This window comes from Pantoea allii (assembly GCF_002307475.1).
Taxonomy (GTDB): Bacteria; Pseudomonadota; Gammaproteobacteria; order Enterobacterales; family Enterobacteriaceae; genus Pantoea; species Pantoea allii.
In genome coordinates this window covers 187,679-211,307 of the sequence record NZ_NTMH01000034.1, presented here as the reverse complement: position 1 = coordinate 211,307, position 23,629 = coordinate 187,679, and the positions used below count along the sequence as shown (strand labels likewise).

At 52.9% G+C, this 23,629-nt stretch carries 25 protein-coding genes; 15 read left to right on the top strand and 10 right to left on the bottom strand.

The window, feature by feature from the left end; all coding sequences use genetic code 11:
• Nucleotides 1-3 precede the first annotated feature (3 nt).
• The 4 genes from CMR03_RS14140 (at nt 4) to CMR03_RS14120 (ending at nt 3,108) form a co-directional block, all read left to right on the top strand.
• Nucleotides 4-822 (top strand): alpha/beta fold hydrolase, encoded by an 819-nt coding sequence (locus CMR03_RS14140; RefSeq protein ID WP_096011812.1) that lies wholly within the window; start codon nt 4-6, stop codon nt 820-822.
• A 611-nt stretch (nt 823-1,433) separates the two neighbouring features.
• Nucleotides 1,434-1,598: a con-10 family general stress protein gene (locus tag CMR03_RS14135; RefSeq protein WP_006118264.1), complete on the top strand. Its 165-nt coding sequence runs from the start codon at nt 1,434-1,436 to the stop codon at nt 1,596-1,598.
• A gap of 506 nt (nt 1,599-2,104) precedes the next feature.
• The gene (locus tag CMR03_RS14125) at nt 2,105-2,602 is read left to right on the top strand and encodes a YciE/YciF ferroxidase family protein (RefSeq protein ID WP_096011835.1); all 498 of its coding nucleotides are present in this window, start codon (nt 2,105-2,107) and stop codon (nt 2,600-2,602) included.
• A complete protein-coding gene (locus tag CMR03_RS14120) occupies nt 2,599-3,108 on the top strand; it encodes a ferritin-like domain-containing protein (protein WP_063880867.1) in 510 nt (169 codons plus the stop codon). Before CMR03_RS14125 ends, CMR03_RS14120 begins: the two co-directional genes overlap by 4 nt.
• A gap of 79 nt (nt 3,109-3,187) precedes the next feature.
• Here the strand turns inward: CMR03_RS14120 and CMR03_RS14115 are convergent, their stop codons facing one another.
• Entirely contained in the window at nt 3,188-4,846 is a 1,659-nt protein-coding gene (locus CMR03_RS14115; RefSeq protein WP_096011810.1) for an alpha,alpha-trehalase, read from the bottom strand.
• 317 nt (nt 4,847-5,163) lie between these two features.
• Between CMR03_RS14115 and CMR03_RS14110 the strand changes: the two genes are divergently transcribed.
• Nucleotides 5,164-5,670 (top strand): GNAT family N-acetyltransferase, encoded by a 507-nt coding sequence (locus CMR03_RS14110; RefSeq protein WP_096011834.1) that lies wholly within the window; start codon nt 5,164-5,166, stop codon nt 5,668-5,670.
• Between the two features lie 43 nt (nt 5,671-5,713).
• Here the strand turns inward: CMR03_RS14110 and CMR03_RS14105 are convergent, their stop codons facing one another.
• The 4 genes from CMR03_RS14105 to CMR03_RS14090 form a co-directional block, all read right to left on the bottom strand.
• On the bottom strand, nt 5,714-6,442 hold the full coding sequence (locus CMR03_RS14105; RefSeq protein ID WP_096011809.1) for an ArsR/SmtB family transcription factor: 729 nt from the start codon (nt 6,440-6,442) through the stop codon (nt 5,714-5,716).
• Entirely contained in the window at nt 6,421-6,813 is a 393-nt protein-coding gene (locus tag CMR03_RS14100; RefSeq protein WP_096011808.1) for an amino acid-binding protein, read from the bottom strand. Before CMR03_RS14100 ends, CMR03_RS14105 begins: the two co-directional genes overlap by 22 nt.
• On the bottom strand, nt 6,806-7,126 hold the full coding sequence (locus CMR03_RS14095) for an antibiotic biosynthesis monooxygenase family protein (protein WP_096011807.1): 321 nt from the start codon (nt 7,124-7,126) through the stop codon (nt 6,806-6,808). Before CMR03_RS14095 ends, CMR03_RS14100 begins: the two co-directional genes overlap by 8 nt.
• A 216-nt stretch (nt 7,127-7,342) precedes the next feature.
• A complete protein-coding gene (locus CMR03_RS14090) occupies nt 7,343-8,200 on the bottom strand; it encodes an SDR family oxidoreductase (RefSeq protein ID WP_096011806.1) in 858 nt (285 codons plus the stop codon).
• 102 nt (nt 8,201-8,302) lie between these two features.
• On the opposite strand from CMR03_RS14090, the gene CMR03_RS14085 reads away from it, so the two are divergent.
• From CMR03_RS14085 to CMR03_RS14050, 8 genes are all read left to right on the top strand, one after another.
• Nucleotides 8,303-8,686, top strand: coding sequence for a winged helix-turn-helix transcriptional regulator (locus CMR03_RS14085; protein WP_063880861.1), 384 nt, complete (start codon nt 8,303-8,305; stop codon nt 8,684-8,686).
• 788 nt (nt 8,687-9,474) lie between these two features.
• Entirely contained in the window at nt 9,475-10,887 is a 1,413-nt protein-coding gene (locus CMR03_RS14080; protein WP_063880860.1) for a cytochrome ubiquinol oxidase subunit I, read from the top strand.
• A 1-nt stretch (nt 10,888) separates the two neighbouring features.
• Complete coding sequence (gene cydB / locus CMR03_RS14075) at nt 10,889-11,893, top strand: cytochrome d ubiquinol oxidase subunit II (RefSeq protein WP_063880859.1); 1,005 nt, start codon at nt 10,889-10,891, stop codon at nt 11,891-11,893.
• 1 nt (nt 11,894) lies between these two features.
• The gene (locus CMR03_RS14070; protein ID WP_074181036.1) at nt 11,895-12,062 is read left to right on the top strand and encodes a DUF2474 domain-containing protein; all 168 of its coding nucleotides are present in this window, start codon (nt 11,895-11,897) and stop codon (nt 12,060-12,062) included.
• A gap of 225 nt (nt 12,063-12,287) precedes the next feature.
• Nucleotides 12,288-13,154, top strand: a complete 867-nt coding sequence (locus tag CMR03_RS14065; RefSeq protein ID WP_096011805.1) for a helix-turn-helix domain-containing protein — start codon at nt 12,288-12,290, stop codon at nt 13,152-13,154.
• Nucleotides 13,155-13,322: 168 nt separating this feature from the next.
• Nucleotides 13,323-13,517, top strand: coding sequence for a hypothetical protein (locus tag CMR03_RS14060; protein WP_096011804.1), 195 nt, complete (start codon nt 13,323-13,325; stop codon nt 13,515-13,517).
• Nucleotides 13,518-13,749: 232 nt separating this feature from the next.
• Nucleotides 13,750-14,532 carry a siderophore-interacting protein gene (locus CMR03_RS14055; RefSeq protein WP_096011803.1) on the top strand — a complete coding sequence of 261 codons (783 nt, stop codon included), beginning with the start codon at nt 13,750-13,752 and terminating at the stop codon, nt 14,530-14,532.
• A 98-nt stretch (nt 14,533-14,630) separates the two neighbouring features.
• Nucleotides 14,631-15,170, top strand: a complete 540-nt coding sequence (locus CMR03_RS14050; protein ID WP_096011802.1) for a PadR family transcriptional regulator — start codon at nt 14,631-14,633, stop codon at nt 15,168-15,170.
• Between the two features lie 16 nt (nt 15,171-15,186).
• On the opposite strand, the gene CMR03_RS14045 is transcribed toward CMR03_RS14050, so the two are convergent.
• Nucleotides 15,187-15,480, bottom strand: coding sequence for an Rdx family protein (locus CMR03_RS14045; protein WP_063880854.1), 294 nt, complete (start codon nt 15,478-15,480; stop codon nt 15,187-15,189).
• Between the two features lie 282 nt (nt 15,481-15,762).
• Here CMR03_RS14045 and CMR03_RS14040 point away from each other — a divergent pair, with 282 nt between their 5' ends.
• Entirely contained in the window at nt 15,763-16,281 is a 519-nt protein-coding gene (locus tag CMR03_RS14040) for a CinA family protein (protein ID WP_096011801.1), read from the top strand.
• Here the strand turns inward: CMR03_RS14040 and acuI are convergent.
• Nucleotides 16,278-17,261, bottom strand: a complete 984-nt coding sequence (acuI, locus tag CMR03_RS14035; protein WP_096011800.1) for an acrylyl-CoA reductase (NADPH) — start codon at nt 17,259-17,261, stop codon at nt 16,278-16,280. The genes CMR03_RS14040 and acuI overlap by 4 nt on opposite strands.
• A gap of 602 nt (nt 17,262-17,863) precedes the next feature.
• Here acuI and CMR03_RS14030 point away from each other — a divergent pair.
• Nucleotides 17,864-20,014 carry an ornithine decarboxylase gene (locus CMR03_RS14030; protein ID WP_096011799.1) on the top strand — a complete coding sequence of 717 codons (2,151 nt, stop codon included), beginning with the start codon at nt 17,864-17,866 and terminating at the stop codon, nt 20,012-20,014.
• A gap of 1,092 nt (nt 20,015-21,106) precedes the next feature.
• Here CMR03_RS14030 and mltC read toward each other — a convergent pair.
• From mltC to mutY, 3 genes are read right to left on the bottom strand one after another with little or no spacing between them, the layout of a single operon-like run.
• Entirely contained in the window at nt 21,107-22,186 is a 1,080-nt protein-coding gene (gene mltC, locus CMR03_RS14020) for a membrane-bound lytic murein transglycosylase MltC (protein ID WP_063880850.1), read from the bottom strand.
• Between the two features lie 52 nt (nt 22,187-22,238).
• A complete protein-coding gene (locus tag CMR03_RS14015) occupies nt 22,239-22,511 on the bottom strand; it encodes an oxidative damage protection protein (protein WP_013027107.1) in 273 nt (90 codons plus the stop codon).
• Nucleotides 22,511-23,596: an A/G-specific adenine glycosylase gene (gene mutY / locus CMR03_RS14010; protein WP_096011833.1), complete on the bottom strand. Its 1,086-nt coding sequence runs from the start codon at nt 23,594-23,596 to the stop codon at nt 22,511-22,513. The genes CMR03_RS14015 and mutY overlap by 1 nt, the downstream gene beginning before the upstream one ends.
• Nucleotides 23,597-23,629: the final 33 nt, after the last annotated feature.

The following is a 23,629-nucleotide window of genomic DNA, read 5'->3' as shown; positions in this document are numbered from 1 at the left end:
CTTATGAGTCTGTTTAAAAGCAAAGATGGCTTTAATCTTTATTACAAGGACTGGGGAAAAGGTCAGCCGGTTCTCTTTAGCCACGGCTGGCCGCTGGATGCAGATATGTGGGATAGCCAGCTTAACTTTCTGGCTGAACGGGGCTATCGCGCCATCGCCTTTGACCGTCGCGGCTTCGGGCGTTCCGATCAACCCTGGGAAGGCTATGACTACGACACCTTTGCTGAAGATATTCATAGTCTGATTGAGCACCTGCAACTCAGCGACGTAACGCTGGTCGGTTTCTCGATGGGCGGCGGTGATGTGTCGCGCTATATCGGTAAGTACGGTACCGCTAAAGTCAAAAGCCTGGTGCTGCTGGGTGCGATTACGCCGATTTTCGGCAAAACAGACGATCACCCAGAAGGGGTGGAAAAAGCCGTTTTCGACGGCATTAAACAGGGGCTACTCAAGGATCGCGCGCAGTTTATTAACGAGTTTGCTGCGCCGTTTTATGGCACGAACGCCGGTCAACAGGTTTCTGACGGTGTATTAACTCAGACCTTAACGATTGCGTTAATGGCCTCCCTGAAAGGGACGCTGGACTGCGTTACCGCTTTTGCTGAAACGGATTTCCGGTCGGACCTTGCGAAAGTCGATGTGCCAACGTTAATCATCCACGGCAGCCACGACCAAATCGTGCCTTTTGAAGCAACCGGTAAACTGGCCCATGCGCTGATAACCGGCTCGGAACTTAAGATCTATGACCAGGGTCCGCATGGGTTTGCAGTGACGCATCAGGATCAGCTTAATCAAGATTTACTGACGTTCCTGCAAAAGTAGCAGGGCAGAATAGTCCGAAAAGAACGCCCGTCAGGGCGTTTTTTTTATTTTCCTACGCTTCGCTTATTTAAAACGCCCTCTTTATCTTTTTCTCTCTTTCCTGACCCGGTCATTTTGCTAATTGATGTCTGGTTGATTATTAAATGATCTGCTTTTTATCAGTATCTTAATAATAAACGAATTTACCGCTTCGCTTATTTTCATCCGATGAAATCTTTTGATAAAGGAATTTGCGTTATCACGCCTGGTTAAATAGATCATTTATTGATCAGATTGACGATATCAGGCGCAATCATCACGTTGTTACGCTTCGCTTTAAAAGAAAAACAGAGTGGACTTTTTAATGAATCGATCGATTAATACAGGCTGGAAGGTGCCGCTGTCACACAATGGGCACCTGATGCGGTTTAGTTAAGTTTCTGCTTTAAATAGTTTCATCACTAAAGAATGAGAGGGAAGTTCTTCACAAACCATGACCAGAAATGTGATGCCTTTTCTCAAACATCATGCTTGATAAGGTACGTTTTATGACTACATTTATTTCTGGCACCCTTTAGCTGATGTAACTTCAACTGTGCTGTTTGAATAATGAAATTTGAGGAGAACACAGAATGACGCAATATCGTGGTGGGGCGGGTAATTTTGCTGCAGACAAAGAACGTGCAGCAGAAGCGGGACGTAAAGGTGGTCAAAACAGCGGTGGAAACTTTAAGAACGATCCGCAACGCGCTATTGAAGCAGGTCGTAAAGGTGGTAAAGTCAGTCGCCGGAGTTAATGCTTAATTAACAAAGACTTAATCATTATCTTTGCGCACTGAAAAGCTTAATGTTTCTTCGAAACAGATAAACCTTCCAGTGTAATTCGTTGTGTCAATCATCTCTGGTGTGAGATTGCGTTAATCTTGCCGGAAAGGAAATTCCTTTCCGGTATTTTTTTATCTTGTCGTCCGATATCAAAAAAATCACAAATTTAAAAAAATGGAACCTGAGTCCAGCGGGCGGAACGTTTTTATTTAAAGCGTGGATTAAGTTGTACGGTTTATTGATTTTTTGTACAGGTTTGTCGTTATTGATGAAAAATCATTCTTTGACCGAAGATAAATTAAAAGAAGTAAATGACTGGTAGTAAAAGAAAAATTGCATCGGTAATGCTACTTTTGCTGTGGGTTTGTGCAAAGTTAAACGCAATTTCCGCTAATTACACTAAGGTTATATGAGAGTGAGATTTACGGTTGCTGCGCTGAAATTACGGTGTGGCTGTTTAAATAATGAGGCGCTTTTTATGACTGTTAAAACGTTAAATGATCTTTTCATCCATGACCTGTCAGATGTTTACAGTGCTGAAAAACAGATAGCCCGGGCGCTGCCAAAAATGGCCCGCGCAGCCAGTGATGAAAATCTTATCGCTGCGTTCAATCAACATCTTGAAGAGACACGCGGGCAAATTGAGCGTCTTGATGAATTAGTCGACATCACGCCCGAGGTTAAAATTAAACGTATGAAGTGTCATGCGCTTGAAGGGCTGGTGGAAGAAGCGCAGGAGATTATTGAGTCTGTTGAAAAGGGTGAAGTACGCGATCAGGGATTGATCGGGGCGGCGCAGAAAGTTGAGCATTATGAGATTGCTACCTACGGCACCCTGCATGCGCTGGCACTGAAGCTGGGCTACACCAAAGCGGCAAAGCTGCTGGCTCAAACGCTTGAGGAAGAAAAACAGACCGATGAAAAACTGACCGGCGTTGCACAGGCTATCAGTAAGGTTAAAGGAGCATCAAAATGACGACGGCGATTGAAAATTATCATGACTGGCTTCGTGATGCTCACGCCATGGAAAAGCAGGCTGAGAGCATGCTGAGTAAAATGGCGGGCCGTCTGGAGCATTATCCGGCGTTGGAGCAGCGCCTGGCACAGCATCTGGATGAAACCAAACATCAGCTCAGGCTGCTGGAGCAACTGCTGGAACGCCACGATATTGACCATTCCATTATGAAAGACGTGATGGGAAAAATGGCGGCAATGGGGCAGGCGATTGGCGGTATGTTTACCCCTGACGAAGTCGTGAAAGGCGCAATGAGCGGCTATGTGTTCGAAAACGCAGAGATTGCCAGTTACACCAGTCTCATCGCGGCAGCGGAGCAGGTCGGCGACAGCGAAGGTGTCAGAGTGCTGACAGAGATTCGCGACCAGGAAATTGCGATGGCTGAATGGCTGTTCCAGCATTTGCCGGAGGTAACTCAACAGTTCCTGCAGCGCTCAGCCCAGCCAGGTGTAGAAGCGAAGAAATAACGTGACTACGCGCTGACGGGTATAAAAAAAGCCGGGACAGATTCCCGGCTTTTTTGCGTCTGTTCGGTACGGCTGGCGGTTAATCAGCCATCAGGTGGCCATACATCGCCATCAGACGACGCGTTACCCCGTTTGTCCAGCCAAACCCGTCCTGTAACGGATATTCGCCTCCGCCGCCCGGACGGGCTCGATCGCCGCTGATATCGTACTTTTCTACCAGTTTATGGTGCAACTGATAGAAGTTATTCACCGTGTTCAGCCAGTTAACGGCAATTTCATTCGCCAGCGTCTCTTCCCCGTAGTTATTCAGGCCGACGACGGCCATCCACTGCATAGGGGCCCAGCCGTTCGGTTTGTCCCACTGTTCACCGCTTTCCACCATTGAGGTGAGCAGGCCGCCGTTACTGAGCAGCAGGTGACGCAGGGCGATAGCCTGTAGGTGTGCCTGGTAAGGCGTAGCCAGACCGACAAACAACGGCACCACGGCGGCGGCGGTAAAGGCCCCGAAGCGTGCACGACGCCAGTCGTAATCGCGGAACACACCAGCCGTGCTGTCCCATAAATAGCGGGTAATTGCCCGCTTGCGCGCCTCGGCCTTTTTCTGCCAGGCCAGGGCGGTAAGCTCTTCGCCTTTGGCATGAGACAGCGTGGCTATCATCAACTCAAGCTTGTATAACAACGCATTGAGGTCGATGGGGATAAACTGCGTGGTACGAATGCTCGCCAGGCGTTTGGGATTACGTAGCCAGCGCGACGAATAATCCCATCCGGACGCGGCACCTGCGCGCAGATCCCGATAAACTTCGCTTGCCGGGCGCTTTGAAAGACGAGCCGTTTCCACATCTTCGATCCAGGACTCATCGCGCGGGGTATCCCGGTCATCCCAGTAGCGGTTCAGCAACGAGCCGTCAGGCATACGGACTACATGGCGGTAAGCCTGGTTTGGCATCAGCGAGCCCGCACCGTCCATCCAGAACTGATACTCTTTCATCAGTTGATCCAGATAGCGCTGTGAACCCTGCACGCCGTCCTCTTCAAACAGCTCCACCATCAAGGCAAACACCGGTGGCTGTGAACGGCTGAGATAATAGGTACGGTTACCGTTTGGCACATGACCGTAGTTATCGATCAGCCAGGCGAAGTTGTCCGCCATATGACGCAACAAATCGTCACGGCCCGATTCAGCCAGGCCGAGCATGGTGAAGTAGGAATCCCAATAGTAGGTTTCACCGAAGCGTCCGCCGGGCACCACGTAGGGCTTAGGTAGCGGCAGCAACGAGGAGTGCGGCATATGCTGCTGCGGCATTTTGGTCAGAACCGGCCACAGATCGTCGATATGCTCGTTGAGCGTTTTATCGGGATTTGAGACGTAAAAGCTTTCGTTAATGCCTGGCATATAAAAATGCTCAGTAACGAAACGCGACAGATCGAAGTCCTTGCTGCGCTTTTGACGGCGATAGCGCATCAGAACATCCAGTGGATCATACTTGGGCGAACAATCGGGAAAGGTTTTGCTGTCCTCGAAAATGCCCGACATCTGGACGGCTTCAAACAGCTCAAGATAGCGATCGGCAGGCGTCAGCGCATCCGGAGCCGGTAAGCCTTCGATCAGCTCTGGCTCAGGTTCAGAATCCTGCATGCGGTCCAGCTTCAGTTCATGGGGATCGTATTGATACTCAACTTCCGCCCCGGCACGATTCTCTTCGAATGCATTGAGTTGCTGGCGATAAGTATTAATAACGGCCTCCTGAGCGAACGGGGTTGCACAAAAGAGAAATTATAGACCTCTCGCAGGCAGGAACAACAATGCAGATTGTCTATGAACGTAATAAAAATTGTCGATTAATCGTATGCATTGAATAAAACACAGTCAATTCAACCAAATATGACCAGTTTTGCATTAAATGCATTTCAGATGAATCTCTTAGGATATAACTAAATAAATTTTGATCATCGCCAGCGGGCATGTTTTTGACCTGCGTAGCCGTCAAAATACACAGAAGTGTCAGGATAAAGCAAAATGGTGCGAACAACCCCGCTAAGGACAATTCCGTGGTGAAACCTTACATCTTACAACCTCTCGCTGAGCAGGATGTGTCGGCATTCCGTGCTATCAGACTGGAGGCACTCAGGCGTCATCCCGACGCCTTTGGCGCGGATTACGATCGCGAGCGTCAGCAGCCGGACGCTTTTTTTGCGGCAATGCTACGTGAAAACCGTATGCTGGCGGGCATCGATGACCAGGGCCAGACAGCTGGCATCGTCGGCGTGCGCTTTAATCCAGGCGTGAAACAGCGGCACATCGCCACGCTCTGGGGAATGTATGTGCGTCCTGAATGGCGGGGCAGCGGACTGGCGAAGGCGCTGCTCACGGCTGCGATAGCGGAAGCCCGTGAATGCCGCAGCCTGAAACTCGCCGTGAGCGCCACCAACATCGCGGCTGCCAGGCTGTACCGCTCGGCGGGGTTTCAGACCTACGCGACAGATGTTGCTGCGCTTTATGTCAACGGCGTTTTTCACGATACCTTGCTGATGCGGCGGGATGCTGAACCTGAGCGCTAAGCCTGTAACCTGTGCTGAACAAACGGGCAATACAGGGCGGCGGTCAGATCGGGCTGATACTGAACAGACGCTGCAGTGCCGCTTTGCCGCTGTCCGTTACAACAAGCTCCCGGTATCCCGGCGCCTGCATCAGCCAGTGCTTTTGCAGCAGAAAGCGTAACAAAGCGGCACCCACTTCGCCCCCGGCATGAAAGCGTCTTTCACTCCAGTCCAGACAGGGACAGCATGCTTTTCGTCGGGAACGAGGGGCAAGCACGATGCCCGCCTTGTCAAAGTTCGCCGTGCCGCACGGCGTTAAGGCTGTGCCGTCTGACGTTATCCAGCCTGCCGATTGCAGAAAATCATAGATCTCGACCGCAATCTCACCGGCCAGATGGTCGTAGCAGGTTCGGGCTCGCCTCAGCCGGTTTGGCGTCGTGGTTTTAACGGCGTTACCGGGCTTAACCGAAACGCCCATCAGGTTTTCCAGTAGCCCGGCAACCTCGCGATCGGCCAGGCTGTAGTAGCGATGCCTGCCCTGCACCACACAGACGATCAGGCCGGTATCAAGCAACTTATGCAAATGACCGCTGGTGGTGGAAGGGGCGATGTCGGCAACCACGCTTAGCTCAGTGGCGGTCCATGCCCGGCCATCCATTAGTGCACAGAGAATATGCATTCTGGATGCATCCGCCATCGCGGTGGCGACCGCAGACATGCTGGTCTCCAGTGAAGGCGGATGATCTTGTTGATGCCGGGAAGGGATCAGTTTCATGCTGTCGCTAATGTCCATGTTCGGGTGACGTCACCAGCCCGCTCATCATCATCGGTGATGAGGATCAGTCGGTTACTGTGATCGCTGTATTGAACCAGTATAGTAATGCCATTTTCCGCAATGACCCGCGCAATTTCACCCAGTTCTCCCGGCTGTGCCTGCGCTAACTTCCTGATCAACGGTTTTTTGAGCTCTCTGACGTCGAAACCGGCGTCAGACAATAACTGATGTGCTTTGGGCCCCTCTTCAACAAGAAAATGCGCGTGGCTCTCGTGCGACGTTGTAAAAACGCCACCGCCTTCCAGCCCAATGCCATGCTGGCCGAGCAGGGTGCCAAATGATGAAAGCGCCCCCGGTGTATTACTGAACACGACGTGAATATCAAACATGATCGCGCCCCTCTGGCCCTGAATAGTCCCGAATGAGCTGGACAACGCGTATCTGGTAATGGGCAAAAATGCGTTTTTTACCTTCTTCCTGTGCCGACTGATGCCGCGTGTTTTCCCGCCAGTTTCTTACTGCACTCTCATCCTCCCACCACGATAACGATAAAACCTTGCCGGGCGCGCTCAGGCTCTGAAATCGTTCGATCCTGATAAACCCCGGTATTTCGGCCAGCGCGGGTGTCAACTCAGCCGCCAGTGTAAGGTAGCGTTGTTGCGCTGCAGGCAGTGCCTCTGCTTCAAAAAGAACAGCAATCATTTTGGATCTCCATGAGTAAACATGCAGGCAGTTTACGCACGGCAAAATGTCTTGCTTCGGCGTGTACCGAATCATGGTGTACGCCTCGCGGGCAAGAGGCGATAAGGATGCAGGCATCAGGCGCAATCAAGACAAGATCGCCGTCGTCTACCGGTTATCCTGCTCCGGTAGACGACGGCGTCGTTAGCGAGTAAAGCGGGGGTTAGCGGGTCGACCTTAGCCTTTTGCCAGCGTCGCGCGAATCACGTCCTGATAAGCGGTGGTGGGGCGACCAATAAGCTGGCTCAGCGTGCGCGAATCATCGAACAGCCCGCCCTGAGCAACACCCACGTCGGAGTCCGCCAGTAAGTCCGCCAGCGGTGCCGGTAAACCTGCGGCTTTCAGCGCTGCGGCAAACTCCGCCTGTGGCAGGTTCACGTAATCGACTTTTTCTCCGCTTTGTGCCGCAATTTCAGCGGCAAATTCAGCCAGGGTGTAACTGTCATCGCCTGCCAGCTCGTACACTTTTCCGGCCTGATCGTCACGAACCATCACTTCGGCCGCTGCCTCAGCATAATCCTGGCGCGCAGCAGAAGAGATTCGTCCTTCGCCCGCAGCACCAAGGAACACATGATGTGCCAGGGCTGGCGCGATGCTGGCGGCATAGTTTTCGGTGTACCAACCGTTGCGCAGCAGGGCGGAAGGCACACCAGAGGTCGCCAGCATGGCTTCGGTCGCGCGATGCTCAATGCCAAGTGAGAGCGGAGAAGTATCAGTATGCAGCAGGCTGGTATAGGCAATAAATTTCACGCCTGCGGCTTTGGCTGCGTCTATCACGGCGCGGTGCTGAGCTTCACGTTGGCCCACTTCACTTCCCGAAATCAGCAGTACTTTATCTACCCCTTTAAAGGCGGCCGCTAAGGTCTCAGGTTTGTTGTAATCCGCTTCACGCACTACAACGCCCAATGCGGCAAGGTCACCGGCTTTAGCGGGCGAGCGCACGGTGGCAACAATGTGGTCTGCAGCAATCTTTTTGCGTAATGCTTCTATGACTAAACGGCCCAGCTGGCCAGTCGCACCAGTAACAGCGATCATTGGGTAACTCCTTTAACATAGGGTTGGTAAAAAACAGCCTAAGCGATAAACTAACTTTTAGTAAGTACTTACAGAATTGTTAGCGTGGAGTGATATAACTAAATGTCTGAAAAGATTAGTGAAAGATTTAAACGCGGTGAGCTGTTGCACGTTAACTGTCCGTCACGTGACCTGTTAAAGCGCATTACCAGCCGCTGGAGCGTGTTAATCCTGCTGGCGCTGAAAGATAAAACGCTACGGTTTAGCGAGTTACGGCGGACGGTGGGCGGCGTGAGTGAACGCATGCTGGCACAGAGCCTGCGCTACATGGAAGAAGACGGTTTTGTGCAGCGTATTGCCTATGATGTGGTGCCTCCGCATGTGGAGTATCGCCTCACGCCATTGGGCCTGGAAGTGGGGGAGCAGGTGGTCGGCCTGGCCGACTGGTTAGAAGAGAACGTTGATCGCATTCTGTCTCATCGTGAAAAAGACGCCACCGGGGAATAAATTTTCACCCTGAACGGGGCGCGCTTGCCTGTCAGGTGACGCGCCAGCCTGGCCATAGCCGATTACGCAGAGTAAAGGCTGCACTGCATCTGACCGGCATGAACAACCGGCCAGCGCCACAGGGGAGGTTGTTCGCTGGCATTTTTTAACATCGTTTTTACTAATGCGGTTATTTCAGCGAGCTATCGGGAAGAAATAATGACTTTGGGTTTTAGCTGATAGTTCTTTATTTACATACTGCGTTAAATTTTAACATAAATAGCAAACTGGCCTGTGCTGAATGGCGCGAGTAAACGCTTATTTATTCTTGGTTAAATATGTCCCGAACGGGCAAAAACCGTCAGAGAGAGAAGATAAGATCACTATCCTGCTAACAATATAAAAAACAAGTGATTTTATTGTGGGATGTAGATTTTTACCGGATTTAAGCCAGCCGGGAAAGGCTGAATAACAGAGAAAAACAGCGAGTTGCGAGGTTTTTTTTACCCAGTACAGCCTGACGGGAATGTACTTTTTTAGCCTCTAATTTAATAACAAAAATGTCACATTGCGGCGCTGTAATTAACTTTTTATTGTTGTTTTTCAAATAAAAGATCTTTCAACAAAAAAATGATCTAAATCAAAAAATACTGTTATAGTTTTTACATATCTGATTGTCTCTGTTTTACCAGGGCGAAGCGTTTTACATTCGCCATGGAATTTTTCTGTGCAATGGGATGACGTTCTTTGTACATAAGTTGTTAATTATAAGTAACTATATGGTGTTCTATGTGGCAAAGAGGTAAGCAATGTTTGGATTAGATGCCTTTCATCTCGCCAGGATTCAGTTCGCATTTACTGTTTCCTTCCATATTATCTTTCCCGCCATCACGATCGGCCTGGCCAGTTTTCTGGCTGTGCTGGAGGGAATGTGGCTAAAAACGCATAATCAAACTTATCGCGATCTCTATCATTTTTGGTCGAAAATCTTTGCGGTGAACTTTGGTATGGGCGTGGTTTCCGGGCTGGTCATGGCGTATCAGTTTGGCACCAACTGGAGTGGTTTTTCTCAGTTTGCGGGCAGTATTACCGGCCCGTTGCTGACCTACGAAGTATTAACGGCGTTCTTCCTGGAAGCCGGTTTTCTGGGGGTGATGTTATTCGGTTGGAACCGTGTCGGTCCCGGCCTGCACTACTTTGCGACCTGCATGGTGGCGCTCGGCACGTTAATTTCCACGTTCTGGATTCTGTCCTCCAACAGCTGGATGCAAACGCCGCAGGGCTACCTGATTCAGAACGGCGTTGTCGTGCCGGAAGACTGGTTTAAAATTGTCTTTAACCCGTCATTCCCTTATCGCCTGTTACATATGTCCGTGGCGGCCTTTTTGGCCAGTGCCTTCTTTGTGGGCGCTTCTGCAGCCTGGCATTTACTTAAAGGCAATGACAATCCCGCCATTCGTAAGATGTTCTCAATGGCGTTGTGGATGGCGCTGATTGTGGCACCGGTTCAGGCCATGATTGGGGATGCGCACGGGCTGAATACCCTGGAACACCAGCCGGCAAAAATTGCGGCTATCGAAGGCCACTGGGAAAACCCGCCGGGTGAAGCGACGCCACTCATTCTGTTTGGTGTGCCGGATATGGAAGAAGAACGCACTAAGTATGCGCTGGAGATTCCTTATCTTGGCAGCCTTATTCTGACGCACAGTCTGGATAAGCAGGTACCGGCGCTAAAATCCTTCCCGAAAGAAGATCGTCCAAACTCAACCATCATCTTCTGGTCATTCCGCGTGATGGTGGCGCTGGGCCTGTTGATGATTACGCTGGGCGTGGTCAGCTTGTGGTTACGCTTTAAAGGGCGCCTGTACGAGTCGCGTCCGTTCCTGTGGTTTGCCTTACTGATGGGGCCATCGGGCCTGATTGCCATCTTAGCCGGCTGGTTTACCACAGAAATTGGCCGTCAGCCGTGGGTCGTTTATGGCGTACAGCGCACTATCGATGCGGTATCGCCGCATGGCGAAATGCACATGAGTATCAGCCTGCTCGCCTTTATCCTGGTTTACTCCTCCGTCTTCGGTGTGGGTTATCACTATATGATGCGGTTGATTAAGCAGGGTCCGGTGACGGGCGAAGGCGATATCGTTGAAACGGGTGGCCCCGGTCAGATCAAAACGCCATCACGTCCGCTCTCTGCTGCCACTCACCAGAATGAGGAGCGTTGAGATGGTTGATTACTCTGTTATCTGGTTCGCGATTATCGTTTTTGCTGTCCTGATGTATATCGTGATGGACGGTTTCGACCTGGGCATTGGCCTGCTGTTTCCTTTCAATAAGGATGCAGGCGAGCGCGACATGATGGTGAATACGGTTGCGCCAGTCTGGGATGGTAACGAAACCTGGCTGGTGCTGGGTGGTGCGGGCCTGTTTGGCGCGTTCCCCCTGGCCTACGCGGTTATTGCGGATGCGCTTTCTATCCCGCTCACCGCCATGCTGATTGGGTTGATTTTTCGCGGCGTGGCCTTTGAGTTCCGTTTTAAGGCCGTCGAGCATCACCGGGCATTTTGGGACAAGTCGTTTATCGCCGGTTCGCTGCTGGCGACCTTTAGCCAGGGCGTTGCGGTAGGTGCCATGCTGGACGGTATTCCGGTATCCGGTCGTAGCTTTGCAGGTTCCACGATGGACTGGCTGGCCCCGTTCCCGCTGTTCTGCGGCGTCGGACTGGTGGTGGCCTATGCATTACTGGGCTGTACCTGGCTTATCATGAAAACCGAGCATGAGCTGCACCGTAAAATGTCCGCACTGGCAACGCCGCTGCTCGTGGCACTGCTGGTCATTATTGGCGTGATCAGCATCTGGACACCCTTTACCCACCATAACATTGCGCACCGCTGGTTCAGCATGCCGAATCTGTTCTGGTTCCTGCCGGTGCCCGTTCTGGTGCTGCTGTGTGCCTGGGGACTGAGAAGCGCCATCAAGCGTGAGGCGCACTATTCGCCTTTCCTGCTGACGCTGGCGCTGATTTTCCTGGGCTTCTCAGGTCTGGGAATCAGTATCTGGCCGAATATTATTCCGCCCTCAGTTTCTATCTGGGATGCGGCTTCTCCACCACAGAGTCAGGCATTTATGCTGGTGGGCAGCCTGCTGATTATCCCGATGATCCTGGGCTACACCTTCTGGAGCTATTACGTGTTCCGCGGAAAAATCAAAGCAGACGAAGGATACCATTGATATGCAGACCCAGGTCAGCAGCAAAGAACGTCAGAATGAAACCCGGTCGCCGTGGTGGAAACGCGTGCTGTGGCTGGTGGTTATCTATGGGGCAAGTGTGCTGGCACTCGGTGTGGTGGCCACGCTGTTCAGAATGATGATGACCGCCGCTGGCATGCGCAGCCACTAAGCTTCACCCACTGCGTACCGAAACCGGGGCAGGATATCGTACCCGGTTTGCTCTGTTCTTCTGTTATCGGCCAGCCTTCGGGCTGGCTTTTTTAATAGTAACCCAGGCAATTAATGCGCTTTTCGCCGTCCATCCTGACGTTTACCCTGCGCTTCATTACATTTTGTAAGGCTTTTTGTTACTCTTTTATGACGAATTTCCCCCTCTTTTTCTGTTCATACATCAATGCTAAGTCAAACCATAAAAAAACAGCATATTAATGATTTAGTCGACTGGATTGAGGCCAACCTGACCAACGACATTAATATCGACCAGATCACCCTCAAATCCGGCTACTCAAAATGGCATATGCAGCGTTTGTTCAAGGAGATGACCGGGCAAACACTGGCGGCCTATACGCGAAAACGCCGGCTCACGCTCGCCGCCATGGCACTGCGACTGACCCGCATGCCGTTGATTGATGTTGCGGTGCGTTTCGGCTTTGAAAATCAGCAAAATTTTAATCGTGTCTTTAAAAACCATTTCACGATGACGCCGGGGGCTTTCCGACGCCTCAGAGTCTTACCTGTGCGCCATTTTCACGGACGCATTGCCCAGCGCGCGCCAGTAAAACAGGTGTTACTGACAGTACGTGAAGAGGCGTTGCAGTTGCAGGGCGAGACGCTGGAGTGGGAGTGCAGGTACGGCGACTATATAAGCGATCGCCATCAGCGCGTTGCCGAACAGGTTCGTCATTTTGTCCTTGCACATCAGGGAACTGCACACGGCTGGCTGGGGTTTCAGTACGGTCCCGGAAGCAGCGCGGTTGAACAGCAGCACATCAGTCTGTTTCGCGGGGTTGAGGTTCAGCCAGCGGCTGATGTCCATCAGGATAAGCCGGTCCGCATAGTTGAGCCTGGCCTGTATGCCAGCCTTACGTGGAGCGGTACGCCGGAACAACTCACGCGTTTTATCGCGGATATTTATTATCTGCATTTGCCCAAACTGGGCGTTGCCTGCCGTCCGGGGATGGATTTACTGTGCCTGGATTTAGCCCGGTGCACAGCTGACAACATTGAAGGCGTATTTTCCATCCCGGTAACGCAATGCTGAATGCACATTACGTGCGCCATACTGTGATAAAGCGCACGATTTTATAAGCAGGTAATCTGGCGAGGCGTAAAATTCTCCCTGAAGCTCACTGAGGAGCCACTACGACGGCTTTTATTTCTCTGAGCTGGAATATTCACCTGCTTTCTGCGCCTTATCAGGCTAAAAACTATGATTAAACTTTCCCAGATATCAGCAATGCTGCTGGCTATCGCGCTGTCTGTGGCTCCGGCTCTGGCTGGCGCGCAAATGACCGATCCTGTCAATGTGCCAACAGGTTTGCACCCTGCCTCGCAGGGCACGCATAACGAGATACTCGGTGACAGCTCTCTGCCTCAAAGCAGCGGACAAAACCCGGTTCGATAACAACGTTATTGCCGTCAGTCCTCTTAAAAGGTGCGCAAGCGCCTTTTTTGTTTTTACGCGCCCGTTTCTTCTTCCCTTGCGATCCCTCGCTTCATAACCGATCGCATTTTTGGTCATTGTTCTTAAGATATATCATAGCTATCCTGAGCCGCTAACATGAGAATGATTTCTATTTACTCAGGCCGCGCGAAAACCATCCCCGCTCGCACAGCCGCGTTTTCGGAGAGCTACCGTGCATACATCTTATCCCCGTCGTTTACCTGAACGCGTACGTAACGAACTGCGCTTTCGTCGCATCCATGTGGCCGCAAAAACCAGGCTCGCCGACACGTTTTGGCGCATCGTCTTCACAGGTGACGACCTGATGGGCTTCAACTCCCCAGGTTTTGACGACCATATTAAGGTCTTCTTTCCCTCCGCTGACGGCGCAGCGCTGGCACTGCCGACGATCAACGAGGACGGTATTCAGTGGCAAGACGGCTTGCGGCCGGTAGCGCGCGACTATACGCCACTGGCGTTCGACGGCCAGTCATCGCTGACGCTGGATTTTTACAGTCATGAAAGCGGCGTCGCCAGTAACTGGGCAGCGCAGGCGCAGGTGGGTGATACCTTAATCATCGGTGGTCCGCGGGGTTCTTTGCTGGTGCCGACAGATTATGCTTTTCAGCTTTATGTGTGCGATGAAACCGGGCTGCCAGCGTTTAAGCGCCGCAGCAGCACAGTAAAGGCAGAGGCGCTGCATCTGTTTGCCTACGCCGATGAGGCCGCCGGGCGCGCTTACCTGACGGATACCGGCAATGCAGAGATCAGCTGGCTCGGCAGGGGTAACATGACGTTGGCGGATTTACCGCAGCTCACTGCCGCACTGGATAAGATAGCGATTCCACAGCACGACGCCTTTATCTGGCTCACCGGAGAAGGGCAGTTCGTGAAACAGCTGTGTGACTATTTCACCACGCAGCGCGGGGTTGACGCTGATTTTGTGCGTGCCGTGGCTTACTGGCATCAAAAGTAAGTCTTCTTCTGCTAACTGGATTTACGTGACCTGCTGTTGATTGAATTTTGCCTGACGGCCCACTACCATCAGGCTCTTTCCACTGACTCAGGCAGAGAATGAAAATGGATTCGGCACATTCAGGGCAGAGTAACCACGATGCGCATTCGGAGCCGTGCAGTGGACGTCGCAAGCGCCGTGAAAAAATGTTGGATGCGGGCGAGATCCGTCTGTTGATGCTGCATTTTATCTCGCAGCGCGCCACGCATGGTTACGAGCTGATTAAATGTATTGAGGAGCTGTCAAAAGGCGAGTATTCGCCCAGCCCTGGTATCATTTATCCCAATCTGACATGGCTGGAGGAGATGGACGCCATTCATATCCATGATCCTCTCGCCGCGCGTAAGGCTTTTGTGCTGACCGAAACGGGCCATGCCATGCTAAAGCGCGATGCCGCATTGTTATCTCGCCTGATTAAGCGTTTGTCATCCCTTGCGGTTCTGGTCAATAACCGCAGCATTCCGGAGATTGAGCAGGCTATTTATCACTTCAAAAGTGCCTTAAACACTCGGCTGGCGCAGCAGGAGATTACCGATGAGACCCGGGAAAAAATTGTTGCGGTGCTGATGACTGCGGCAGATGAAATCAACCGCAGTTAATGACTGAGGCTGGCGATCAGCTGTCGTCAGATTTATTTTTATCAATGTGCCCCAGCGAACGCTCCGGGAAACAGATATCCCTTACCCGCTGCTTAAGCGTCTGGGCATCGGGGAATCCGCCGTCACGTTTGCGTTCCCACAACAGATGCTCATCCAGGGTAATTTCAAATACACCGCCGGTGCCCGGACGCAACGTCACGCTGGCTAAGTCCTGTGCAAAAGTTTGCAGCAGTTCCTGCGCCATCCAGGCGGAGCGCAGCAGCCAGTTACATTGGGTACAGTAGTGGATGACGATCACGGGTTTTTGCATCTTTCCCTCTCTTTCTTATTCGTTAACGCTCAGACCAGCAGGCGCTATTAGCGTGCGCGTCCGGCTGTGCTGTTACGCATGGGTTTCTTGTCTTGATGTTTTGTTGCTAACCCTGACGCGAATCCTCACCCGTGGCAGACAGCAGCGCAAACCTTAACCCATCGCCAGCCGAAACGGTACAGGTAAGCGCCTGCGTTTATTCTGATAAAACATCAGATTAGCTGTTTCAGGTTGTGTGGTTTCGGCCATACTTCACTCATGGCAGAAAACAAAGGAAAACCCATGATGAAACTTAATGAGGCCGCAGCGTTACTGGGGCAGCAACTTTTATCCTCTGGTCTTCGTCTGGCGACGGCGGAGTCCTGCACAGCAGGATTAATCAGCATGACGCTGGCTGCAGTCGAAAACAGTGGCGATTTTTTTACCAGCGGTTTTGTGACCTATAGCGAAAGCGCCAAGGTACGACTGCTTGGCGTCAGCGAGGACACGCTGGAAAAACATACGGCGGTAAGCCGGGAAACCGTATGCGAAATGGCTCGGGGTGCGTGTGAACGCTCTGGTGAGCCGGTCAGTCTGGCTATCAGCGGCTATGCCGGGCCGGACGGCGGACAGGATGGCACCCCCGCAGGTACGATTTGGGTAGGATGGGCATTGCCGGACGGTGACGTCATCGCCCGCTGCCAGCACTTTTCCGGTGAGCCGAAAGCGGTGATGGAGCAGGGGACGATCTGGGCGATTCAGGGGCTGAGCGAATTGCTGACGCGCCCGCCTTCGTCGCTCCAGACCGTAAAAGAGCATTAAGCACAGTCGACGATCAGACGGCCCCGGATTTTGCCATCCAGCAGGTCCTGTGCGCCCTGGCATACTTCACTGAGCGGGATAACTGTTGTCATCTGGCTCAGTAACGCATCATCCAGAAGCTGCCCCAGCCGCTGCCAGGCCTGTTGTCGCAGCGGTTTAGGGCACATCACGCTGTCTACGCCTGCCAGCGTCACACCGCGCAGAATAAAGGGCGCGACGCTGGTGGGCAGATCCAGCCCCTGTGCCATGCCGCAGGCCGCCACCACGCCGTCACGCTGCATCCCGGCCAGCACATTGCTCAGCGTGTGGCTGCCGACGCTGTCGATGGCGGCGGCCCAGCGCTCTTTGCCCAGTGGCTTGCCGGGTTGGGTCAGCTCGGCGCGATCCATCACCGCGGCGGCCCCCAGGGTGGAGATTAAATAAGCTTCATCGCTGGCCCGTCCGCTGGAGGCGATTACCTCATAGCCAAGCTTTGCCAGTAAAGCGACGCTGAAGCTGCCGACGCCTCCGCTGGCACCGGTGACCAAAACCGGACCGCTACCGGGCTTAACGCCCTGTTTTTCAAGCGCCAGCACGCACAGCATGGCGGTAAAACCCGCCGTTCCAATTGCCATGGTATTCAAGGGTGTCAGCGTATCCGGCAGCGCGACCAGCCAGTCGCCAGACACGCGGGCTTTCTGTGCCAGCCCGCCCCAGTGTTTTTCCCCAACGCCCCAGCCAGTGAGCAGCGCCGCATCGCCTTCTTGCCAGTCAGGATGGCGGCTTGCCGTGACGCGTCCGACGAAATCAATCCCCGGCACCATTGGGAACTGGCGCACAATCGGCCCTTTATTGCAGATTGCCAGCGCGTCTTTGTAGTTGAGGGTGGAATAGCTTACGTCGAGGGTGACGTCTTGATCGGGTAATTGTGTTTCGGAGAGTTCTTTGAGTTGAGAGCGGTAACCCTGTTCGTCATTGTCGATGACCAGTGCCTTAAACATGCAGCCTCCGTCAGGCGTAAGAATAATCAGGCAAGTTTACGCCGGATACGCCGATTGCGGTAGGCACTGGACCGACAAGTGCGCGACGTGCCGCAATTTGGTGGTGTTCCAGTACAGGCTGATGAAGGTGCTGCCGTATTTGCATATTGCATAATTTTGCATTAATTACAGAAACTTAATCGGTTGGCTATGAACGTTTTAAATGCAATTAAATGATATTTAAGGCTTTTTTATTTTGTGTTTATTGACCTGATATTTAAAGTTGTCGGGTTGTTCCTGCCGGTAAAAAATGACATTATGACCGCCACTTTTTTCTTGCCACCGCCCGCTAACAGAGGACGCTATCATGTCCGGTTCAATGCGCATCCGCACTTGTTCCCACTCGCCTGAGCTGGCGCGTGAACTGTTCCTCGTCGTCATGCCAGTTACACACACATCGTTCACTATGCGGTGAGGCCAATCGGGCCGCAACTGTTGGACATGAGTAAGGACTACTCTTTACTGATGTCTATCGGTCTATCGCGTCAGACATTATTCGCCGGGGAAATTTCCCTATTGCCGTGCCTCAGGCACCCACTCCCTGACTGTTAGGGATTTGTGTTATGACACCACTTAAAATTGCTGCCAGCGCTGCTGTTGCGCCTAATCTGACCCTGAATACTGCGCGCGACGTGGTTACGCTGGATAATACTGATTTTACCGATGTGGCGGCTGTGGTCGTCTCGCTGGCTGATACACGCAGTGGCGTGCTGGCGTTGTTACGTCACACTGGTTTTAATTTACCGGTGTTTGTTGCCAATGCCTTCGAAGAAGAGGTGATGCACCTGCCTGGCGTCACGGGTGAACTGAATGGCGAGCCGCAGGATTGGGTGGCATTGGAAACCGCCGCTCAGGCTTATGAAGCCGCATTATTGCCGCCGTTTTTTGAAACTCTGACGCGTTACGTCGACATGCAAAACAGCACGTTTGCCTGTCCCGGTCATCAGGGCGGTGCGTTTTTTAAAAAGCATCCTGCAGGTAAGCAATTTTTTGATTTTTATGGCGAAAACGTTTTTCGATCGGACATGTGTAATGCCGACGTTAAGCTGGGCGATCTGCTGATCCATGAAGGCTCGGCGAAGCATGCACAAAAATTTGCCGCCAAAGTGTTTAATGCGGATAAAACCTACTTTGTGTTAAATGGCACTTCAAGCGCGAATAAAGTGGTCACCAATGCTTTACTGACGCGCGGTGATTTAGTGCTGTTTGACCGCAATAATCATAAATCCAACCATCATGGTGCGCTGATCCAGGCAGGGGCAACGCCTGTTTATCTTGAGGCTGCCCGTAATCCGTTTGGCTTTATTGGCGGCATTGATGCGCACTGTTTTGACGACGGCTATCTGCGCGAACAGATCCAGAAAGTCGCACCTGAGCGGGCCAACGACGCGCGTCCATTCCGGCTGGCGATTATTCAGCTAGGCACCTACGACGGCACGGTCTACAACGCGCGTCAGGTGGTGGATCGCATTGGTCATCTGTGTGACTACATTCTGTTTGACTCGGCCTGGCTGGGCTATGAGCAGTTTATTCCGCTGATGGAAGGTTGCTCTCCGCTGACGCTTGAGCTTAACGAAAACGATCCCGGCATTTTTGTTACCCAGTCAGTGCACAAGCAGCTGGCGGGCTTTTCGCAGACCTCGCAGATTCATAAAAAAGATAACCATATTCGTGGGCAAAAGCGTTTCTGCCCGCACAAGCGGTTGAACAACGCATTCATGCTGCACGCATCAACCAGCCCGTTTTATCCGCTGTTTGCCGCACTGGATATTAACGCCAAAATGCATCAGGGCGAGGCGGGACGCCGTATGTGGGATGAGTGCGTGATGCTGGGCATTGAAGCGCGCAAAGCGATCTTTGAGCGTTGTGAAATGATCCTGCCTTTCGTGCCGGAAATCGTCAATGGCGAGCGCTGGCAGGATGCGCCAACGGAAGCGATCGCACGCGATCTTAACTATTTTAGCTTCGAACCTAACGCTAAATGGCACGGTTTTGCCGGATACGATCGCGATCAGTACCGTGTCGATCCTTGCAAGTTGCTGCTGACCACACCAGGCATTGATGCTGCCAGTGGCGAATACGCTGATTTTGGTATTCCAGCGACCATTCTGGCGAACTACCTGCGTGAGAACGGCATCGTGCCGGAAAAATGCGATCTCAATTCCATTCTGTTTCTGCTAACGCCAGCAGAAAGCCCGGAAAAAATGGCGATTCTGGTCGCGATGTTGGCGCAGTTTGAGCAGCATGTTAAAGACGATACGCTGCTGGCTGAAGTGCTGCCCACGCTTTACCGTAAAAACGCCAAACGCTACGCGGGTTACACCTTGCGCCGTCTGTGTCAGGAGATGCACGACCTGTACGTGAGCTTTAACGTAAAAGATCTGCAACGCATGATGTTCCGCGAGCAGGGTTTGCCGCAGGTTAAAGTGAACCCACAGGATGCGCATCAGGCTTATATTCGTGGTGAAGTTGAGCTGGTACCGATTGCAACGGCAGAAGGGCGTATTGCGGCGGAAGGCGCACTGCCTTATCCACCTGGCGTACTTTGTGTGGTACCGGGTGAAGCATGGGGCGGGGCGGTACAGCGCTATTTCCTGGCGCTGGAAGCGGGCATTAACCAGTTGCCTGGTTTTTCTCCGGAGTTACAAGGGGTTTACACCGAGGAAGATGCCGACGGACGTAAGTATCTGGTGGCGAATATGATGGTGCAATGAGGCATGGTTTTTTGCCTGGCGGCGGAGGGCTTTCATGGAGCTGACGTTCGGAAGCTCTGAGAAGGTTTCGCTCGCCAGGCGGCAGGGAGTTTCAGTTTGCCCCGTGCGGGCGACCGACAAGGGGCCGCCAGTCGCCGCGGCCCCTTGACCCCGGGCTCCCGTCCTGCCCGCCCGCCGCTGCGCGGTCCCTTCACTACTTCAGGATTTCTGCCGGACCGCCAGGACGCGCCGTCCCTGGCGCGGCCCGGCTCTCGCCGACGTCCTGTCGGCTCATCCGGAAATCCCTCATCCGCTCAGCGGACGGGAAGGCCGGTCAACTCCCCCGCTTTGATACCTGTGCCAAAACTACTTTCCGCGTCGCTTCAGCTGCCCGAAAAGCATCCGGCTTATTTATATAAATTGTTCCTGCTTTATCAGGCTTCCCAGTCTTGATTTCTGATTGAGCATGTTAACAACAGACAGGCGAAGCCGGTCTTTGGGGAAAATATACGCCCTCACGGGCGGGGGTTTTCAGGAGGCATCCGGAGCGCTGAGGAGAGAGCGGAGGCCAGGGCGGAGCGGCAGGGATGCCGCGAAGAGGACGGCTGCGCCAGGGAGGGTGCATCCGTCCGGCCCGTCAGGCCGCAGTGAGTGACGAAGGAACAGCGACGGCTGCCGGACGCCGGGATTGTTAAGGGGCTGGCGTAAGCCCCTTAACACGTCCGCCTGCACGGGCAGGCTGAAACTGCCCAACGCCTGGCGGGCGGAACCTTCTCATAGCCAGAGTAAGCACCCCATTCCCCGACGGGCAGAACCATCTCATAGCCAGAGTAAGCAACCCAACGCCTGGCGGGCGGAACCTTCTCACAGCCAGAGTAAACAACCCAACGCCTGGCGGGCGGAACCTTCTCGCAGCCAGAGTAAGCAACCCAACGCCTGGCGGGCGGAACCTTCTCACAGCCAGAGTGAGCAACCCAACGCCTGGCGGGCGGAACCTTCTCACAGCCAGAGTAAGCAACCCAACGCCTGGCGGGCGGAACCTTCTCACAGCCAGAGTAAGCAACCCAACGCCCGAAGGGCAGAACAACCCATCGCCCGACGGGCAGCCCCCCATCAAAACCGATGATAACTCCGCTGCGCCGTACTCACCTTATACAAATAATGCCGCGATTCCGCAGACGGATGCTGTTTAGACAGCGTCTGATAAACCTGACTGGGTGACATACCGTTAATGATAGTGACCGCACGATCCTTATCGCTGGAGAACACACGCAGTACGCTGCCTGCACCGCCGTTATAGGCGGTAATGACGGCATAGCGACGCGAAAGCGGGTCCTGAATGCCTGCCAGATAGCTGCGCTGCAGCAATGACAGGTAAGCCGTACCGGCATCAATGTTGTTCTCGGGATCCAGCAGGTAGCTGCGGCTTGGTTTGCCCCATTTACCCTTCATGCGGAACACATCTACGCCCGCGGTATGCTGTACCACCTGCATTAAACCCAGTGCGTCAGAATGGCTGACGGCGTAGGGGTTAAAACTGGATTCGGTCTGCATAATCGCGAGGATCAGAGACGCATCAACACCATATTGCTCAGCAGCCTTGCGCACCATCGGCAGATATTTATGCGCACGCTTATCAAGATGGTTAGGCACCATCGGGATGGTAACTGAGTAGATCACATGCAGACCAGAATTGCGACGCTGCAGTTTATTCGCAATCAAATAGTCCGCAAACGCCTGAGCACGGCCCTGCCAGCGGATGGCCTGCCCGGTGTTATCCAGTACCTGACCATACAGCAGCGGTTCTTTACTGATTTGGATATCGTTGACATCAGAATAAAGATCGACATTGCCCGGGTCCTCGCCGATCAGCAAGGTGGTCACGATCGCCTGACGCAGGCTGGCAGTGGGATCGGTACCGGAAATGGTCTCAATAGTGATATTACCGCTTTCAAAGTTGATATGGCTGCGGGTGTAATAGTTGTCGCTATATTTGACGTAGTCTTTTGGTCCGGCAATCAGAACCTCATTGATACCCCAGATGTTCTCAATGTTATGGGCGAACTGCCCCATCAGGATGTCAAATCCGTTGGTGTCCTTCACCCACTCTTCTGAATAGGTCGGGTTCTTTTTTCCGGAACAGGAAACTAAAAGGGGTGCAATCACCAGCAGGGCTATCAGCTTTTTATTCATCTAAAATACATGCCTGACCTGGAAAACGGCCCCAGTACTGAGGCCAAAAAGGTTATGCTTCGGGTGGCGTATAGCCTTCAATGTGGACGTCTTTGCCTTCAAACAGGAAATTAATCATCTCCTTTTCCAGCACTTTGCGATCTTCGGGGTTCATCATGTTGAGCTTTTTCTCGTTGATCAGCATGGTTTGCTTGGCCATCCATTGCTGCCAGGCTTCTTTCGAGATTTCATTGTAAATGCGTTTTCCCAGATCGCCAGGGTAGAGTTGGAAATCTTGTCCTTCAGCGTCACGTTGTAAAAAAGTACAAAAAATAGTGCGGCTCATTATTCTTCCTCGTTAATCTCACAGCGGCCTAAAGGCAACTGCTGGGGATGGCGCAGTTCGTGCAAAAGACGCTCTACGGGTGCGGCTAATCCCACAGACGGCGGCAGCGTTAAGTTATACCAGAGACCGCCCGCTTCATCCATTAATGCCCCGGCAGAAGGCCATGACAGCCACATTGGGACGATATCCAGATGGAAATGGCTGAAGGTATGACGAAACGCCGTGAGCTGCTGAGGTTTCGCCCGGATGCCTCGCGCCGTCAGCCAGTCGGTCATCGCCTCTTCACTGGTGAACTGCGGGAAGCAGAATAATCCGCCCCAAAGGCCCACCGGCGGACGCTGTTCCAGCCAGACCTTGTCGCCATGTTGCATCATCAAAAACCAGCCGCTGCGCGCCGGCAACGTCTGTTTCGGCTTTTTCCCTGGATGGCTGGCCCAACTGTTGTTCGCCCGGGCTTCGCATCCGCTGTTAAGCGGACAGATGTCACATTTCGGTCGGGAGCGGGTACACACCATTGCGCCCAGGTCCATCATTGCCTGGTTAAACTGACTGACGCCTTCGGCTGGGGTGACGTCCTCGCTGATTTGCCACAGACGTTTTTCGACATCTTTTTTACCCGGCCAGCCACCTACCGCGTAACAACGTGCCAAAACCCGTTTAACGTTACCATCCAGAATAGGAAAATGCAGACCCAGCGACAGAGACAAAATAGCGCCAGCGGTAGAACGTCCCACGCCAGGCAAAGCGGCGACGTCATCATAGTTGCGGGGAAACTCGCCGCCATGAACATCCACGACCTGTTTTGCCGCTTTATGCAGGTTGCGCGCCCGGGCGTAGTAACCCAGACCGGTCCAGAGATGCAATACCTCGTCCAGGGGCGCGGCGGCTAAATCGCTGACGGTAGGAAACCGCGCCATAAAGCGTTCAAAGTAGGGAATAACGGTGGTCACCTGGGTTTGCTGTAACATGACTTCAGACAGCCACACCTTATAAGGTGTTTTTTCCAACTGCCACGGCAGGGTTTTACGGCCAAAGCGCTGATACCAGTCCAGCACCTGTTGCGCGAACTGCGGGGCTTGCATCATAAAGGGGATATTTCCGTGATTACGCGACATTCG

What these genes read in the sequence shown, in the direction of transcription:
- CMR03_RS14125 (WP_096011835.1), top strand. Translation starts at nt 2,105, where the DNA reads ATGACTGTTAAAACGTTAAATGATCTTTTCATCCATGACCTGTCAGAT.
- CMR03_RS14095 (WP_096011807.1), bottom strand. Translation starts at nt 7,126, where the DNA reads ATGATTGCTGTTCTTTTTGAAGCAGAGGCACTGCCTGCAGCGCAACAA.
- CMR03_RS14065 (WP_096011805.1), top strand. Translation starts at nt 12,288, where the DNA reads ATGCTAAGTCAAACCATAAAAAAACAGCATATTAATGATTTAGTCGAC.
- CMR03_RS14050 (WP_096011802.1), top strand. Translation starts at nt 14,631, where the DNA reads ATGAAAATGGATTCGGCACATTCAGGGCAGAGTAACCACGATGCGCAT.
- mutY (WP_096011833.1), bottom strand. Translation starts at nt 23,596, where the DNA reads ATGATGCAAGCCCCGCAGTTCGCGCAACAGGTGCTGGACTGGTATCAG.
- CMR03_RS14085 (WP_063880861.1), top strand. Translation starts at nt 8,303, where the DNA reads ATGTCTGAAAAGATTAGTGAAAGATTTAAACGCGGTGAGCTGTTGCAC.
- CMR03_RS14105 (WP_096011809.1), bottom strand. Translation starts at nt 6,442, where the DNA reads ATGGACATTAGCGACAGCATGAAACTGATCCCTTCCCGGCATCAACAA.
- CMR03_RS14060 (WP_096011804.1), top strand. Translation starts at nt 13,323, where the DNA reads ATGATTAAACTTTCCCAGATATCAGCAATGCTGCTGGCTATCGCGCTG.
- acuI (WP_096011800.1), bottom strand. Translation starts at nt 17,261, where the DNA reads ATGTTTAAGGCACTGGTCATCGACAATGACGAACAGGGTTACCGCTCT.
- CMR03_RS14045 (WP_063880854.1), bottom strand. Translation starts at nt 15,480, where the DNA reads ATGCAAAAACCCGTGATCGTCATCCACTACTGTACCCAATGTAACTGG.
- CMR03_RS14090 (WP_096011806.1), bottom strand. Translation starts at nt 8,200, where the DNA reads ATGATCGCTGTTACTGGTGCGACTGGCCAGCTGGGCCGTTTAGTCATA.
- CMR03_RS14070 (WP_074181036.1), top strand. Translation starts at nt 11,895, where the DNA reads ATGCAGACCCAGGTCAGCAGCAAAGAACGTCAGAATGAAACCCGGTCG.
- cydB (WP_063880859.1), top strand. Translation starts at nt 10,889, where the DNA reads ATGGTTGATTACTCTGTTATCTGGTTCGCGATTATCGTTTTTGCTGTC.
- CMR03_RS14015 (WP_013027107.1), bottom strand. Translation starts at nt 22,511, where the DNA reads ATGAGCCGCACTATTTTTTGTACTTTTTTACAACGTGACGCTGAAGGA.
- CMR03_RS14135 (WP_006118264.1), top strand. Translation starts at nt 1,434, where the DNA reads ATGACGCAATATCGTGGTGGGGCGGGTAATTTTGCTGCAGACAAAGAA.
- CMR03_RS14080 (WP_063880860.1), top strand. Translation starts at nt 9,475, where the DNA reads ATGTTTGGATTAGATGCCTTTCATCTCGCCAGGATTCAGTTCGCATTT.
- CMR03_RS14030 (WP_096011799.1), top strand. Translation starts at nt 17,864, where the DNA reads ATGACACCACTTAAAATTGCTGCCAGCGCTGCTGTTGCGCCTAATCTG.
- CMR03_RS14100 (WP_096011808.1), bottom strand. Translation starts at nt 6,813, where the DNA reads ATGTTTGATATTCACGTCGTGTTCAGTAATACACCGGGGGCGCTTTCA.
- CMR03_RS14140 (WP_096011812.1), top strand. Translation starts at nt 4, where the DNA reads ATGAGTCTGTTTAAAAGCAAAGATGGCTTTAATCTTTATTACAAGGAC.
- CMR03_RS14120 (WP_063880867.1), top strand. Translation starts at nt 2,599, where the DNA reads ATGACGACGGCGATTGAAAATTATCATGACTGGCTTCGTGATGCTCAC.
- mltC (WP_063880850.1), bottom strand. Translation starts at nt 22,186, where the DNA reads ATGAATAAAAAGCTGATAGCCCTGCTGGTGATTGCACCCCTTTTAGTT.
- CMR03_RS14040 (WP_096011801.1), top strand. Translation starts at nt 15,763, where the DNA reads ATGATGAAACTTAATGAGGCCGCAGCGTTACTGGGGCAGCAACTTTTA.